This is a genomic window from Streptomyces sp. HUAS ZL42, from assembly GCF_040782645.1.
Taxonomy (GTDB): domain Bacteria; phylum Actinomycetota; class Actinomycetes; order Streptomycetales; family Streptomycetaceae; genus Streptomyces.
The window spans coordinates 7,475,894-7,489,133 of record NZ_CP160403.1; the positions used below are offsets into that span (position 1 = coordinate 7,475,894).

Annotated in this window: 18 protein-coding genes; 14 read left to right on the forward strand and 4 right to left on the reverse strand. The window is 69.3% G+C overall.

The genetic code is table 11. From position 1 onward, the window contains the following. Window positions 1-270 precede the first annotated feature (270 nt). Together ABZO29_RS34005 and ABZO29_RS34010 are read left to right on the forward strand one after the other, a co-directional pair. Window positions 271-591: a multidrug efflux SMR transporter gene (locus tag ABZO29_RS34005; RefSeq protein WP_367324017.1), complete on the forward strand. Its 321-nt coding sequence runs from the start codon at window positions 271-273 to the stop codon at window positions 589-591. Then, entirely contained in the window at window positions 591-1,139 is a 549-nt protein-coding gene (locus ABZO29_RS34010) for a TetR/AcrR family transcriptional regulator (protein ID WP_367324018.1), read from the forward strand. The genes ABZO29_RS34005 and ABZO29_RS34010 overlap by 1 nt, the downstream gene beginning before the upstream one ends. On the opposite strand, the gene ABZO29_RS34015 is transcribed toward ABZO29_RS34010, so the two are convergent. After that, window positions 1,117-2,001, reverse strand: coding sequence for a winged helix-turn-helix transcriptional regulator (locus tag ABZO29_RS34015; protein WP_367324019.1), 885 nt, complete (start codon window positions 1,999-2,001; stop codon window positions 1,117-1,119). The two genes, ABZO29_RS34010 and ABZO29_RS34015, sit on opposite strands and share 23 nt — an antisense overlap. Window positions 2,002-2,106: 105 nt before the next feature. Between ABZO29_RS34015 and ABZO29_RS34020 the strand changes: the two genes are divergently transcribed. The 3 genes from ABZO29_RS34020 (at window position 2,107) to ABZO29_RS34030 (ending at window position 5,680) form a co-directional block, all read left to right on the forward strand. Continuing rightward, window positions 2,107-3,552, forward strand: coding sequence for an MFS transporter (locus ABZO29_RS34020; RefSeq protein WP_367324020.1), 1,446 nt, complete (start codon window positions 2,107-2,109; stop codon window positions 3,550-3,552). A gap of 54 nt (window positions 3,553-3,606) precedes the next feature. After that, window positions 3,607-4,596 carry a 2,3,4,5-tetrahydropyridine-2,6-dicarboxylate N-succinyltransferase gene (gene dapD, locus ABZO29_RS34025; RefSeq protein ID WP_367324021.1) on the forward strand — a complete coding sequence of 330 codons (990 nt, stop codon included), beginning with the start codon at window positions 3,607-3,609 and terminating at the stop codon, window positions 4,594-4,596. A 241-nt stretch (window positions 4,597-4,837) separates the two neighbouring features. Then, entirely contained in the window at window positions 4,838-5,680 is an 843-nt protein-coding gene (locus tag ABZO29_RS34030) for a hypothetical protein (protein ID WP_367324022.1), read from the forward strand. Window positions 5,681-5,982: 302 nt separating this feature from the next. On the opposite strand, the gene ABZO29_RS34035 is transcribed toward ABZO29_RS34030, so the two are convergent. From ABZO29_RS34035 to ABZO29_RS34045, 3 genes are all read right to left on the reverse strand, one after another. Then, on the reverse strand, window positions 5,983-7,203 hold the full coding sequence (locus ABZO29_RS34035; protein ID WP_367321800.1) for an IS110 family transposase: 1,221 nt from the start codon (window positions 7,201-7,203) through the stop codon (window positions 5,983-5,985). Between the two features lie 537 nt (window positions 7,204-7,740). Then, the gene (locus ABZO29_RS34040) at window positions 7,741-8,979 is read right to left on the reverse strand and encodes a helix-turn-helix domain-containing protein (protein ID WP_367324023.1); all 1,239 of its coding nucleotides are present in this window, start codon (window positions 8,977-8,979) and stop codon (window positions 7,741-7,743) included. Continuing rightward, window positions 8,976-9,296, reverse strand: coding sequence for a putative quinol monooxygenase (locus ABZO29_RS34045; RefSeq protein ID WP_367324024.1), 321 nt, complete (start codon window positions 9,294-9,296; stop codon window positions 8,976-8,978). Before ABZO29_RS34045 ends, ABZO29_RS34040 begins: the two co-directional genes overlap by 4 nt. A 191-nt stretch (window positions 9,297-9,487) precedes the next feature. Between ABZO29_RS34045 and ABZO29_RS34050 the strand changes: the two genes are divergently transcribed. From ABZO29_RS34050 to ABZO29_RS34090, 9 genes are all read left to right on the forward strand, one after another. Beyond that, window positions 9,488-9,844: a hypothetical protein gene (locus ABZO29_RS34050; protein WP_367324025.1), complete on the forward strand. Its 357-nt coding sequence runs from the start codon at window positions 9,488-9,490 to the stop codon at window positions 9,842-9,844. A 2-nt stretch (window positions 9,845-9,846) separates the two neighbouring features. Next, a complete protein-coding gene (locus ABZO29_RS34055; RefSeq protein WP_367324026.1) occupies window positions 9,847-11,202 on the forward strand; it encodes an FtsK/SpoIIIE domain-containing protein in 1,356 nt (451 codons plus the stop codon). A gap of 82 nt (window positions 11,203-11,284) precedes the next feature. Next, window positions 11,285-11,470 carry a hypothetical protein gene (locus ABZO29_RS34060; protein ID WP_367324027.1) on the forward strand — a complete coding sequence of 62 codons (186 nt, stop codon included), beginning with the start codon at window positions 11,285-11,287 and terminating at the stop codon, window positions 11,468-11,470. Beyond that, window positions 11,470-12,135, forward strand: a complete 666-nt coding sequence (locus tag ABZO29_RS34065) for a DUF2637 domain-containing protein (protein ID WP_367324028.1) — start codon at window positions 11,470-11,472, stop codon at window positions 12,133-12,135. Before ABZO29_RS34060 ends, ABZO29_RS34065 begins: the two co-directional genes overlap by 1 nt. Window positions 12,136-12,155: 20 nt before the next feature. Continuing rightward, window positions 12,156-12,350, forward strand: coding sequence for a hypothetical protein (locus tag ABZO29_RS34070; protein WP_367324029.1), 195 nt, complete (start codon window positions 12,156-12,158; stop codon window positions 12,348-12,350). Between the two features lies 1 nt (window position 12,351). After that, window positions 12,352-12,543, forward strand: a complete 192-nt coding sequence (locus ABZO29_RS34075) for a mobile element transfer protein (protein ID WP_367324030.1) — start codon at window positions 12,352-12,354, stop codon at window positions 12,541-12,543. 14 nt (window positions 12,544-12,557) lie between these two features. Beyond that, window positions 12,558-12,713, forward strand: a complete 156-nt coding sequence (locus tag ABZO29_RS34080) for a hypothetical protein (protein ID WP_367324031.1) — start codon at window positions 12,558-12,560, stop codon at window positions 12,711-12,713. Between the two features lie 24 nt (window positions 12,714-12,737). Beyond that, entirely contained in the window at window positions 12,738-13,052 is a 315-nt protein-coding gene (locus ABZO29_RS34085) for a SpdD-like protein (protein ID WP_367324032.1), read from the forward strand. A 1-nt stretch (window position 13,053) separates the two neighbouring features. After that, window positions 13,054-13,236, forward strand: coding sequence for a hypothetical protein (locus tag ABZO29_RS34090; RefSeq protein ID WP_367324033.1), 183 nt, complete (start codon window positions 13,054-13,056; stop codon window positions 13,234-13,236). Window positions 13,237-13,240 lie beyond the last annotated feature (4 nt).

A 13,240-nucleotide genomic window follows, 5' to 3' on the forward strand; every position in this document is an offset into this window, starting at 1 on the left:
CGGGCCCATGGCGACGGCCGCGGCTGCGGTGACCCGGTGTGTGAATGGTGAAGCAGATGCACAGTAGTGGACCGAGGCCGCTTCGAGCAGCCGTTTGAAGCGAGCGGTTTCCAGATCGTGTCCGGAGCTCCCCGGACCGGCTGACGTCCGATGAAATGCGCCTGGGTGAGGCGCCGTTGGCCGGTCGGCCGACCCGGGGGCGGAGAACGGGCACCATGCCGCGCGCGCTGATATGTACACTCGTACGCATCGTTGTGTACGCTGGTACGCATGGGGTTTCTCTTCCTGATGTCGGCCATCGCCGCCGAGGTGGCCGGCACGACCGCGCTGAAGTACAGCGACGGCTTCAGCAGGCTGTGGCCGTCCGTGCTGACGGTCCTCGGATACGGCGTCTCCTTCGCGCTGCTCGCGCAGACCCTGAAGACCGTGTCGGTCGGCACGGCGTACGCGATCTGGTCCGGAGTGGGCACCGCGGCCATCGCCACGATCGGGATCGCGTTCCTGGGGGAGGGGATGACCGTCGCCAAGGCGGCCGGCATCGCCCTGATCATCGGAGGCGTGGTGGTGCTGAACCTGGGAGGCGCGCACTGATGCCCCGGCGCTACGACCCCGAGCGACGCCAGCGGATCATCGACGCGGCGATCCGGGTCGTCGGAAAGAAGGGCATCGCCGGGCTGACCCACCGGTCGGTCGCGGCCGAGGCGGATGTGCCGCTCGGCTCGACGACATATCACTTCGTGACCCTCGACGAGCTGATGGTCGCCGCACTGCGACAGGCCAACGAGGGCTTCGCCAAGGTGATCGCCGCGCGCGGCGGCCTGGCGGACTCCCGCACCGACCTGGCCGCCGACCTGGCGGGACTGCTCGGCGAATGGCTCGCCGGTGACCGCACCGGTGTCGAGCTGGAGTGCGAGCTCTATCTAGCCGCCCTGCGTCGCCCCGCCCTGCGCCCGGTCGCCGCCGAGTGGGCGCAGGACCTCGCCGATCTCCTCGCCCCCCGCACGGATCCGCTCACGGCGCGTGCGCTCGTCGCGCTGATGGACGGGATCTGTCTGCAGGTCCTGCTGACCGACACCCCGTACGACGAGGAGTACGCGCGCGAGGCGCTCGCGCGGGTCATCCCACGCGCAGCCTCCTGACCGCCGCCAGCGCCGCGTCCACGCTCCCCGCGATGTCCGTCACCGGATACTGCACGTACCGCACGACCCGCTCCCGGTCGACGACCAGCGTGAGCCGCTTGAGCCGGCTCACGCCCGCCGCACGGAACGTCGGCAGCCGCAGCGCGGCGATCAGGGACAGCTCGGCATCCGACAGCAGCGGAAACCGCAGCCGTTCCTTCGCCGCGAACGCGCGCTGCTCGTCCGGTCGTTGGGTGGAGACCCCGTGCACGGTGGCCCCCGCCGAACGGAACTCGGGGAGCCGGTCCCGATAGGTGCAGGACTCCAGGGTGCAGCCGGGCGTGCCGGGGATGTCCGACCAGCCGGGGGGATAGGCGTCCGGGCGGGCGTAGGCACCGGGAAAGCAGTACAGGACGGTGTGCGGGGTGCCGTCGGCCACCGGATCGCGCAACTCCCCTTCGTGATCGAGGAGTCGAAGCGCGGGAATCCGGGTCCCGACGAGCTCGTGAACCCGCCGAGCCTCCGCGGACGCCTCCACTGCCGTGGCGCTCGTGGCACCGTCGCCCAGCACCCAGGCGTCCCCCCAGTCCTGGAGGGCGACCAGGACGGGCAGCAGGGCGCGCCCGCGCGGAGTGAGCCGGTACTCGTGGCGGACCGGACGTTCCTGATACGGCACCCGATCCAGAACACCGACCTCGACGAGGAGCCGCAAACGCTCGGTCAGCACCTTCCGGGACAGCCCGAGTTCACGCTGCAGCTCGTCGAACCGGTGCACCCCGCGCGCGGTGTCCCGCACGATCAGCAGGGTCCACCAGTCGCCGACGACGTCCAGGGCCTGTGCGATGGCACAGGTGGAATCCTCCAGGCTCGTCCTGCGGGCCATGGCACCCGTCCCCTTCCCTCCGTCGACCGTTCGTCGTTGACCCGAGGCTGCCATGCTGACAGAGTGAGTTCCCAAAAGGAACTCACTCGGAACGTGGGGGGACGGATGCGAGCCTTGCGGGAATTACCGCGCTCGGTGTGGCTACTGGCCTGCGGGACCTTCGCCAACATGGTCGTCGGCGTCGGCTTCGCCTTCCTGTTCCTCTACCTGACCGGCCCGCGCGGCCTGACCGCTGGCGAGGCGGGCCTGCTCACCGGCATCGGAGGCGCGGGCCTGGTGGCCGGCAACTTCACCGGCGGCTGGTACGGAGACCATTTCGGCCACCGACGCGTACTCCTGACATCCGCCGCGACCTCGGGCCTGCTCCTGGCCGCCGTACCCCTGCTGCCGACACCCGCGCTGTACCTGGTCCTGCCCCTCTCCCAGTACGCCTCCGGCGTGCAGCGCGCCGCCAACTCCGCGCTGGTCGCGGTGATCGTGCCCGAGGGCTCCCGGCGCCAGGCGTTCGCGGTGGTGCGGGCGGCGGCGAACGGCGGATTCACCGTCGGCCCGATACTGGGCGCACTGGTGGCGACCCACCTCTCGTACGACTGGCTGTACCTGGCGGAGGGTCTGGGCAGCCTGGGCCTCGCCTGCTGGATCGCTCGGGTGGTACCGCCCCGCGCGGCGGTCGAACCCGGTCACGACGCCGCCGGCGGGATGTGGCCGGAACTACGAGCCCGCCCGGCAGTACTGCTGATGCTGGCGGCGATCTTCGTCACCGACATCGTGTACCGGCAGCAGTACTCGACCTTCCCGGTCTTCCTGGCGGACCACGGCCTCGACGCGCGAGTGTACGGGGCCATGCTGGCGATCAACGGCGGCATCCTCCTGTGCCTGGAACTGCCCACGGCACTGGCCCTGCGCCGCCGCGGACCGCTGCGCATTGTCGCCGCCGGACTGCTGCTGGTGGCCGCGGGCTACGCGGCCCTACTGCCCGGCGCCACCCTCACCACAGCCGCCACGATGATGACCCTCCTCACCCTCGGCGAGCTCCTCTACAAGACCACGGCCACGGCCTACGTCGCCGACGAGGCCCCGGCCCACGTCCAGGGCCGCTTCCAGTCCCTCTACGCGGGCGTCTCGATCAGCGGCACAGTGCTGGCGCCCCCACTGGGCGGAGCCCTGTACGAAACGGCGCCCACCCTCCTGTGGCCCCTGTGCACGGCACTGACCCTGGCGGCCGGGGGAGCGGTACTGATCGCGGACCGCCGCAGCGGAAGACCGAGGAGACCACGCGCCGGCAGCCGCGAGACGACAGGAGCGGGTCGTGGCGGTGTGTCGCAGCCCGCCGCTCAGCCGGTCCCAGCACCCCCCACTGTGGCAGCAGGCAGCGGGGCGCAACCCGCCGCGGGCTCGACGCACCGCCACGACCCCGACGGACCCACGGGCCGTGGCGGACCCACGGGCCGTGGGCGCGGCGAGTTCGACATACCACCGCGCGCCCCTGAGCCACCCTCCGGCAGCAGGCCCCGCCCGACCGCCGGAGGCAAGCGCACTGCCACCACTTGAGACGCCCGCCCCGCGGGTTGGCCTCCGCAGCCCCCCGCCGGTTAGTTTTCCCTCATGACCGACACGACTGCTCCTCGCACCACCGGCGCCGTGGCCGCCGGTCTCGCCACGATCGCCGCCGACGGCACCGTCCTCGACACCTGGTTCCCCGCGCCCGAACTGTCCGCCGAGCCCGGCCCTGCCGGCACCGAGAGGCTCGACACGGAGCGCACCCGTGAACTGCTCGGCGAGCACGGCGTCGCCGCCACGGGTCGGGACGAGGTACGCGGTGTGGAGGTCGTGGCGGTCCGTACGGTCATCTCCTCGCTGGACGACAAGCCGCTCGACACCCACGACGCCTACCTGCGTCTCCACCTGCTCTCGCACCGCCTGGTGAAGCCGAACGAGCAGAACCTGGACGGCATCTTCGGCCTCCTCGCCAACGTCGCCTGGACCTCCCTCGGCCCGGTCGCCGTGGACACCCTGGAGACGGTCCGCCTGGCCGCACGCGCGCGTGGGCAGCACGTCAGCGTCTTCGGCGTGGACAAGTTCCCGCGCATGACCGACTACGTCGCCCCGGCGGGCGTCCGCATCGCCGACGCCGACCGCGTCCGCCTCGGCGCCCACCTCGCCGCCGGCACCACCGTCATGCACGAGGGCTTCGTCAACTTCAACGCCGGCACCCTCGGCACGTCCATGGTCGAAGGCCGCATCTCGCAGGGCGTGGTCGTCGGCGACGGTTCCGACATCGGCGGCGGCGCCTCCACCATGGGCACGCTCTCCGGCGGCGGCAAGGAGCGCGTGGCCATCGGCGAGCGCTCCCTCGTCGGCGCGGAGGCCGGCGTCGGCATCGCCCTCGGCGACGACTGCGTGGTCGAGGCGGGCCTGTACATCACCGCCGGCACCAAGGTCGCCCTGCCCGACGGCCAGCTCGTCAAGGCCCGCGAGCTGTCCGGCGCGAACAACATCCTCTTCCGCCGCAACTCGGTGACCGGCGCGGTCCAGGCGGTGCCGAACCACGCGGAGTGGGGCGGCCTGAACGAGATCCTGCACAGCCACAACTGATCACCGGCGGCCGTGACCTGCGGCCGCCTTATCGGTCAACGCTCTGACCTGCTGCCGAGCTGTCGGCAGTTGTCGACGTTGGTCACCATTGAGCGCCCTTCCACGGCCCGAGGACGGCCCGGGAGGGCGCTCGTGTGTGGGGAAGCGGACTCGCAGTTGATGCGCGTGCTGAGGCGCGCAGGCCAGGGTGGTCTTTGAAAACGGGAACCCCCCAGGCCGCAGATCCTCTAAACTCGCTGCTGTGGAAATCGAAGGCGCCAAATTGCTTCAACTCCTTGATCGGTTTGCGGAGCACCTCAATGACTCGCTCAGCGTGGTATCACTGGCACACTGGGGGGCGCACTTTTCGATAGAGCACGTTGAGCTCATGGAGCTGGTGCTGCAGGATGATTTTGCGTCAGCAGAGGTAAAGCCTACGTCCGAGCAGAAGGCCGAGGCGGAAAAGCGTGCGCACTTCGCTAAGAGCGAGAAAGAGCGAGGTTTTCCGCTGCTCCACGGCCAGGCGCTGATGGGAATGTGGGGGGCACTCGAAGCTTTCGTTGAGGATTTTTGTGTCGCCTGTATGGAGATCTTTCCGGATTCGCTTCGAAGCGCAAGCGTGAAGAAGATCAAGATTGCCTTGTCTGACTACATGGAGCTCTCGGAGTCTGACAGGTTGAGATACCTGGTGACGGAGATACAGAGGGAAAAGAAAGTCGGCCTGCGGTCGGGTATAGCAGTCTTCGAGGATTTGCTTAACTCGATTGAGATCAACGGTGAACCGCAGAGTCGCCTAGCCGGAGAAGTTGATCGGCGAGTCAAAGATCTTCTCTACGAGGCCCAGCAGATTCGGAACACACTTGCTCATCGTGCCGGGATTGCAGATCGAAGACTTTGCGATGCGTGTCCTAGCCTTCAACTAATTCCGGGGCAGCGGGTCCTTCTTGATCTCGACTATATTCAAACTTTTGACGCAGCTGCCAGGGTGTATGTGCTAACTATCGTGAATAGAGTTCTCTCGCTAATTGGAAAATCGCCTCTCGTGAAAGCACCGCCGGGATTTGAAGGGGCGCTCAAGGTGAAATATCCGCCCCCTGTTATGTGATTAGGCTCTCTCGGGGGTGCTGAGGTAAAGGCGGCGGAGCGGCTTTGGGCTGGAGCTGCTTTGGGGCGAGTGATCTTGGCCCCGTAAGCTGATGGCGAGTCGGGCAGTCTGTGGACCTGCCCGTTAAAGCACGACGTTGGGGCCAAGATCTTAGAGGCTCGCCCCAAAGTGGCTGCCTAAAGCCGTGGAGCCGACCGCCCCAGCCACAGAGGGTGTCTCCCCACTTCATGCCCGCAGCCGCCGAGCGCGCCGCCGGGCGCGGCCAGCCGGGGCGAAGACAGACATCCGATGCGGTTGATCAGTCAAGCCGTGTCGGGGAAGGCGGTCTGTTCGTCGTAGGGGATGTGGTGGGTGAGGCAGTGGTGGAGGCAGCCGAGTAGGCGGTTGAAGAGGTTGCGTTGGGCTGCGACGTGTCGTTCTTCGGCCGCTCGGCGGCGGTCGTAGTGGGCTCGGGCTCCGGTGGATGCGGTGAGGGCGGCGAAGGCCCAGATGTAGCCGGCTGAGGCGAGGCGCTGGTTCTTGATGTGGCGGGCCAGGACGGTGGTCTTGCGTCCGGAGGATCTGGTGATGGGGGCTGATCCGGCGTAGGCCTTAAGTGCGCGGGCGGTGGGGAAACGGGTGTGGTCGTCGCCGAGTTCGGCCAGGATGCGGGCGCCGGTGAGGGCGCCGAGGCCGGGGAAGCTGGTGATGATTTCGGCGTCTGGGTGGGTGGTGAAGGCGGCTGTGGTGGCGGCTTCGAGCTCGTCGGCGCTGGTGCAGGCGGCGTCGAACTGCCGCAGCAGAGCAAGGGCTTTGGTGCCCATGGCCTGCTCGACCAGGGGCGGTTGCTGCATCTGGGGTTCGCGCAGCAAGGTGTGGAGGCGTTCGACTTCGCCGGTGATCTCGCGTTGGCGGCCGGCCTTTTTGAGGATGGCTCGCAGTTGGGGGCGGGTGAGCTGGGCGGCCTGGGTGGGCGTGGGGGCCGCGGCGAGCAGGGTGCGGGTGACGGGTGAGGCGAGGCCTTCGCGGAAGTGCTTGAAGACGGTGAGGAAGCCGGGGAAGTACTGGCGCAGGTGGGAGCGGAGGCGGTTGCCGGTCTGGACGCGGTCCCAGACGGCGTCCTGCTGGGCTCGGGCCAGGACGGCGACGGCCTGGGCAAGGTGGCTGTCTGCGGGCAGAGGGCGGTGTTCTGCGGGGTCGGTGCGCAGGATGTGGGCCAGGACCTTGGCGTCGAGGTGGTCGGACTTCTTGCGGCTGAGGGCGTAGCGGTCGCGGTAGCGGGCGGCGGTGAGCGGGTTGATCACGTAGATGGGTCTGCTGGTGGTGCGTAAGCAGGCGACCAGGAGGCCGTGAGAGGTCTCGATGGCGACGGGGATCGGGTTGTCTGGGCTGTCGCCGTGTTGGGCCAGCAGCTGAAGGAGCTGGCTCAGGCCGGCTGGGGTGTCGTCGATGCGGAGCTTGTCCAGGAGGGTGCCGGCCTCGTCGAGCAGTGCGATGTCGTGGTGGTCGGTGGCCCAGTCGATGCCGCAGAACACGCTGGTCATAGGGGTGTCCTTGGGTGGGTGCCGGTGGTGTGGTGGTCGCCGTGGCGGGGTTGCGCGTCTCCCTAATGGCAGGGCTCACGGGCCCGTCATCCGATTAGCCGTTCGCAATCCCAGCGGCCGTCAGGGGTCTCGGTCAGCTGCGGAACTGGGGCGTTCGCCGAGCGGTGAGAGGTGTTCCCTGGCGGCGGCTTGGACCACGAGAGCCAACGATGCCGCTGCTTGTGTGCGAGCGGGGGTGGCGGTGCCGGTCCGCGCGGGACGAAGGCATGAGCGCGGACCGGCCCCGCCACCCCCGCGATGCTGCACATGGGCGAGCAGGCACGTGGGGGCCGACTCTGTCTTGAGAGGTCAGGCCTCAGGAGCGATTACGGATCACCACATACAGACCCGCCCAAGACGCTCGGCATGAGAAGCCCATCGTCTTACCGCGCCATTAGGAGGCAGGCCGCGCCGCTGAGGCGGCGCGCGCCCGCGCCGTGCGCGGGCCTTGATGATGTAGGGAAACTCCCACCGCGCTGGGCTTCGGGCTTCGGCTCCCTAGATGACAGCACTTCGCTCGGCCAAGTTGCGCAGCGACTCGGGGATGCGAGGGTCCGAGAGCTGGATCAAGTCGCGGATGACCTCACGGGCCAGGTGGTGGTCGTGGATCTGCTCGGGCGCCAGGGATTCGGCCTCCATGAGTGCGGCTGTGGCCTCGCCGACGTGTCGCCGCTGCGCGTGCGCCCGCGCCACGTCAAGCAGGAAACGTGACTGCCGCTCGGGTGAAAGACCCGATGCGTCAACTTGCTGGGCCACCTCTAGGGCAAGCCCCGCGTCCCCCAACTCCACCGCCGTACTCACGGCGTGGATCTCGACGTTCGTCGGCCCGAACTCCGTGTCGAAGTCGTTGCGGTCCCCGCCCAACCGCGCCGCGATTCCGCGCGCTCGGTCGATGTGCTCGTGGGTCCGCCCTCGGTTGCCCTCCCTCGCGTTGATCACCGCAAGGACGAGGTTCATGGCGCCGAAGAGTGACAGTTCCTCCGGCGGGCATGTCGGGGCCTCTGTCCTCGGACCCATAACGGCCGCCGCGGATTGCGCTGCCTGCTCGGCCTGGTCCATGTGCTGTTGCCGCATGAAAGCGTGCGCCATGCGGAACAGACTCGCGACCACTTCCAACGGCTGCCCTGCAAGTTCGGCCGCCTGGAGTGCTCGGTCGGCCGCGACCCACGCCGCATCCGCCTGGTCCTGCCGCGTAAAGCTTGCCGCGGCCACTTGGTACGCCTTGGCGCGCAGGGCATGGAGTTCTGTGCGCTCGCCTGCTGGCGCGTGGCGTACTGCGGCCTCGATGCTCGGGAGCAGCTTGGCGAGATGATCGCTCAGTGCCGCGTAGCTCGACGCGTGCACGAGAGTCCACGCCTCGTCTACCTGCTGACGGAAGTCGGCAAGCGATGGAGTCGGCTCGGCCGGGGGCTGCTGGAAGAGGCTGCCCAACGCGGGATGACCGGTAAGGGCCACCCGCAGGCCGTCGAGATCATTGCTCTTCGCCTGCTCCTCTGGCTCGGCTTCCTCCACCGGGGCGGCGGCGTCCGACCGTAGGTCACGTACGGGCACGTTGAGCGCATCGGCGAGAGCCTGAAGGACGGACAGCCGCTCGACGGGCTGTACGCCTCTTTCGACCTGCGAGACCCAGCTCTCGGAGCGCCCCATGGCAGCGGCAAGGTCGCTCTGTGACATGCCTGCCGCGCGGCGGAGCTCCTTGACCCTCTGGCCAATCGTCTTGGTGTCGGAAGCCGTCACTTCTCGGCTCCGGTGGGGTACTTGCCGGCATACGGCTGAAGGCGGTCAACCTCGGTCTTCTCGACGTACTTGGAGCGCTCGGCCAGGAAGTGACGCGTGTGCGGCTGACGCTCGTGCTCCTCGAAGGCAGCGCGATCGGCGTACAGCTCGTAGAAGATCCGCTCGTTGGGCGCGCCCTCGACCTCGTGGCATGCATAGACCAGCGTGCCGGGCTCGTGCGCCCGGATCCCTGCGGCGGTCTCCTCGATCAGTGCGTCAAACGCTTCCTCTGCCCCGTCGCGCAGCGTGAAGCGAACAAAAAGCCCATAGTTGGCCATTCCTGCCTCCTTCTCGTCGCACTCAGTCTCGCAGACTCGGAGTTCTCCTACTAGTCGCAGTTTTTCTGTTGACTCGCAGTTTTTCTGCGAGTAGTTTCAGTGGTGTCGCAACAACAAGCCGCCCCGGGCTGCGTGCCATCCGCCAAGATCACAGCGCAGCCCGGGGCTTATCCCAACAGGGAGACTCCATCATGCGTCAGATCCCCGTCGACACCTCCGCCGCGACCGTGATGGTCGCCAAGACGCCGCAGCCCAAGGTCAAGGACCGCCGTACCGGCGAGATCGCCACCGACGCCGAGACCGGCGCCACGCTGATGACCGTCGACGTGATGTTCGCGGCGAACGACGAGGTCGAGATCCTGTCCATCACCGTCCCCGAGCCCGGTATCTCCGGTGAGCTGGGCATGGGTACGCCGGTCGCCCTGACCGGCCTGATCGCCCGGCCGTGGGAGAACGAGTTCAACGGCCAGAAGCGGCACGGCATCGCCTTCCGCGCGGTCGCCGTGACCTCGCTCGCCGCCGCTGCCGCGAAGCCCAAGGCGGCCTGACCATGACCTGGTTCATGGTCGCGCTCGTGCTGGTCGTCGCCACTGCGGGTCTCCTGCGGTGGCGGCGCCCCGCCTGGTACTGGCTGACCTTCGGGGTCGCCCTCGCCGCGCTGCGGGTCCTGGTTCGCTACGCGTCCGTCATGGACGCCTGCGGCCTGACCGTCCCGCCCTCGCGGTGGCGTCTCGCCCTCGCCCGGATGACGAACCGGCCGTCGCCGGAGTCCCGCCCGCCGCGGATTCTGCGGATGCGCCCGACTCGGACCGGCCTGGTCCTGCGGCTCAAGCTCCGGCCCGGACAGGACGCCTTCGACATCGCGGCGGCCTCCGACCGGCTGCGGCACTCCTTCGGGATGTACGGCGTCACCTCGCGTGAACTCCGCTCTGGCGTGGTCGAGGTGCGGATGACGGGCTACGACGTCCTGAAGCGGGTGCAGATGCCTGCCAGGACTGAACCCCGCCCGATGCGGGTCCCGGTCGCCTTGCGGGAGGACGGCACGGTCCACTACCGCGATTACCGCGCGATACCCCACGCGCTCACCCTCGGGGCCACCGAGTCGGGAAAGTCGGTGTACCAGCGCAACCTGGTCGCCGGGCTGGCGCCGATGGATGTGGCCCTGGTCGGGATCGACTGCAAGCAGGGGGTTGAGTTGTTCCCGCTGGCCCGTCGGTTCTCCGCGCTCGCCGACAACCCGGACGCTGCCGCCGAGCTGCTGGAGTCGCTCGTCACGCACATGGAGGGCGTCTACCAGCTCATCCGCGCCGAGCAGCGCGTCACCGCCGACGTCTGCGATGCGGAGATCGCCGCCGACATCTGGGATCTGCCCGCCGACCTGCGCCCGACGCCGATCGTCGTCCTCGTCGACGAGGTCGCCGAACTCGCCCTGTTCGCCACCAAAGAGGAGGAGAAGCGCAGGGACCGGATCATCACTGCGCTGGCCCGGCTCGCCCAGCTCGGCCGTGCCGCCGGGATCTACCTGGAGATCTGCGGGCAGCGCTTCGGCTCCGAACTCGGCAAGGGCATCACCATGCTCCGCGCCCAGCTCTCCGGCCGAACCGCCCACCGCGTCAACGACGAAACCTCAGCCAACATGGCCTTCGGCGACATCTCCCCGGACGCCGTCCTCGCCGCCATCCAGATCCCCGCCACCATGCGCGGTGTCGCCATCGCAGGGGACTCAACCGGCGGCTGGCACCGCATCCGTGCCCCGCACACCTCGATGCGGCAGGCCGTCAACATCTGCAACCGGCATGCCGACCGTACGCCGGACCTGCCCAGCCTGGCCCCGTTCCGGCCCGCACTCAGCATCCCCGAGCCCGTGGATGCCCCGGCCGTCGAGTCCATCCCGGCCTCTGCCTGATCTCTCCCGCTCCACGGTCGGCGCGACCGCTTCGCGCCAGGTCCCTACCCGAGCCATGCCCGAAACAAGGAGATCACCCGCCATGTGCCCTGACTGCGAGGACTTCGCCCGCACCGTGGTGATGCTCGGCCAACTCGCCCTCTACGCCGACACCTTCGGCGCCGATCAGGACTTCATCGACATCGTCGGCCCGTGCCTGGCCGCCTCGTTGCCGGAGCCGCCGCCGGGCACGTTCCCGCCCGGCTACGACCCCGGCGAGGAGTCCTGATGGCCCGCCCCAGTCTCCGCGTCGACGCGGTCCTGGTCCAAGCCGTCATCGCGGGCGCCCTGTCCTTCGCCCACCTCCACGACCTGGCCGCCGCTGCCGGACAGAACGGCTGGAAGGCCTGGGCCTACCCGATCAGCGTCGACCTGCTCCTGGTCGCCGCCTGGCGACGGCTCCGCTCCGACGGCCCGTCCCGGCTGGCCTGGTGCTGGTTCCTGATCGCCCTGTTCGCCTCGCTCGGCGCCAACGTCGCCACCGCCGGATTCCTCGACCTGGCCAACCCGCCCGCCCTACTCCGGCTCGGCATCGCCGGATGGCCCGCCCTCGCCTTCCTCGGCGGCACACTCCTCGCCCACTCCGCCGGGGACCGGGTGCCGGTTCCGCCGGCGCCCGCAGCCCCGGCCCCCACACCCGACATCGAGCCCGAACCGATCCCCGACCCGGAGCCGGAAGCCGACCCGGTCACCGCGTCCGAGCAAGCCCCCGCCTTGCCCGCCGCCGACCCGGCTCCGGCAGTGCCCGTCCCGGCCGCGCTGGTCGACCACGCCCGCAAGGTCGCCGCGGACCACCAGACCCGCACCGGCTCCCCGATCGACACCGAAACCCTGCGCGCCCGGCTCGGCGTCCCGCCCCAGCTCGCCGACGCCATCGCCGCCCAACTCGCCTGACTCGGAAGGAACCCATCGCCATGACGCGTGACCCCGCCGACCTGACCGCCGCCGACTACCTCGACAGCGCCCGCGAGATGACCGCCGCCAACCGGCCCTACCTCGCCCACCTGCTCGCCGAGGAGGCCGCCCAGCGCACCACCGACCCGGCCACCGCCGCCGGTATCCGCGCCAGCTTCCCCGACCCGGCCACGACCCGAGAGGAGACCGACTGACATGCCCGCCCGCGACCACTTCCACTCGCTGATGCAGATCGGCCCCGTGCAGATCGGCACCCACCGCGACCGCAACGGCCAGACCAAACACGCCGCCGTGTGCACCGCCGACCGCTGCGGCTGGTCCGCCGACTACACCAGCCAGACCGCCGCCCAGCTCGCCGCCCGCACCCACCGCTGCAAGGTCAGCTGAGGAGGCCACCACCCATGAACGTCCCGCTCTGGTTCGCCCTGCTCGTCGTCGGCTACCTCGGCGTCAAGCTCATCCGCCCGCCCGCGTGGCTCATCGCGGTGCTCCTGCTCGGCGGCTTCCTCCTCGCCGACAGCGTCCTTGCCCCGGCCATCGACAGCTTCGTCAAGTAGCCCACTGGAGAGAGGAGATCACCGATGCTCCGCCCGAAGATCCCGACCATGCCGACGCCGACCAGCCGCGTCACTCCGCCCGCCGTCGTCGAGCCGACCGTTGTCGTTCCCGGCACCCAGACCCCGCCGCCCGCTCCGGTGGCCCCGGCGCCGTCCCGGCCCACGATCCAGCTCACGCCCGGCGCTGTGATCGCCCTCGTCGGCGGCGGCACCGCCGTCGTCCTGGTCGTCGGCGCTGTCCTCGTCTCCATGCTCCTCGCCGTGGCCATCACCGGCGCCTCGGTCGCCGTGTGCGCGGTCGTCCTGCGCTCCCTCCTCAACGCCGAAAGGAAGAACTGACATGGGCATCTTCAGCAAGCGTCCCGCCACCGACTCCGTCAAAGCCGAACGCGAGTACCGCGCCGTCAAGCGTGAGGCCGTCAAGCGGCACAACGAGATCGCCGACCGGATCCAGAACGGCACCGCCACGCCCGAGGACAAGCGCATCTTCAACGCCGGGCGTAAGCGCTCCGGCCGCATCTGAACGG

Coding starts and splice junctions, on each gene's coding strand:
- ABZO29_RS34045 (WP_367324024.1), bottom strand. CDS start 9,296: ATGGCCAACTATGGGCTTTTTGTTCGCTTCACGCTGCGCGACGGGGCA.
- ABZO29_RS34080 (WP_367324031.1), top strand. CDS start 12,558: ATGAACGTCCCGCTCTGGTTCGCCCTGCTCGTCGTCGGCTACCTCGGC.
- ABZO29_RS34065 (WP_367324028.1), top strand. CDS start 11,470: ATGGCCCGCCCCAGTCTCCGCGTCGACGCGGTCCTGGTCCAAGCCGTC.
- ABZO29_RS34075 (WP_367324030.1), top strand. CDS start 12,352: ATGCCCGCCCGCGACCACTTCCACTCGCTGATGCAGATCGGCCCCGTG.
- ABZO29_RS34060 (WP_367324027.1), top strand. CDS start 11,285: ATGTGCCCTGACTGCGAGGACTTCGCCCGCACCGTGGTGATGCTCGGC.
- ABZO29_RS34090 (WP_367324033.1), top strand. CDS start 13,054: ATGGGCATCTTCAGCAAGCGTCCCGCCACCGACTCCGTCAAAGCCGAA.
- ABZO29_RS34010 (WP_367324018.1), top strand. CDS start 591: ATGCCCCGGCGCTACGACCCCGAGCGACGCCAGCGGATCATCGACGCG.
- ABZO29_RS34020 (WP_367324020.1), top strand. CDS start 2,107: ATGCGAGCCTTGCGGGAATTACCGCGCTCGGTGTGGCTACTGGCCTGC.
- dapD (WP_367324021.1), top strand. CDS start 3,607: ATGACCGACACGACTGCTCCTCGCACCACCGGCGCCGTGGCCGCCGGT.
- ABZO29_RS34070 (WP_367324029.1), top strand. CDS start 12,156: ATGACGCGTGACCCCGCCGACCTGACCGCCGCCGACTACCTCGACAGC.
- ABZO29_RS34005 (WP_367324017.1), top strand. CDS start 271: ATGGGGTTTCTCTTCCTGATGTCGGCCATCGCCGCCGAGGTGGCCGGC.
- ABZO29_RS34015 (WP_367324019.1), bottom strand. CDS start 2,001: ATGGCCCGCAGGACGAGCCTGGAGGATTCCACCTGTGCCATCGCACAG.
- ABZO29_RS34055 (WP_367324026.1), top strand. CDS start 9,847: ATGACCTGGTTCATGGTCGCGCTCGTGCTGGTCGTCGCCACTGCGGGT.
- ABZO29_RS34050 (WP_367324025.1), top strand. CDS start 9,488: ATGCGTCAGATCCCCGTCGACACCTCCGCCGCGACCGTGATGGTCGCC.
- ABZO29_RS34085 (WP_367324032.1), top strand. CDS start 12,738: ATGCTCCGCCCGAAGATCCCGACCATGCCGACGCCGACCAGCCGCGTC.
- ABZO29_RS34035 (WP_367321800.1), bottom strand. CDS start 7,203: ATGACCAGCGTGTTCTGCGGCATCGACTGGGCCACCGACCACCACGAC.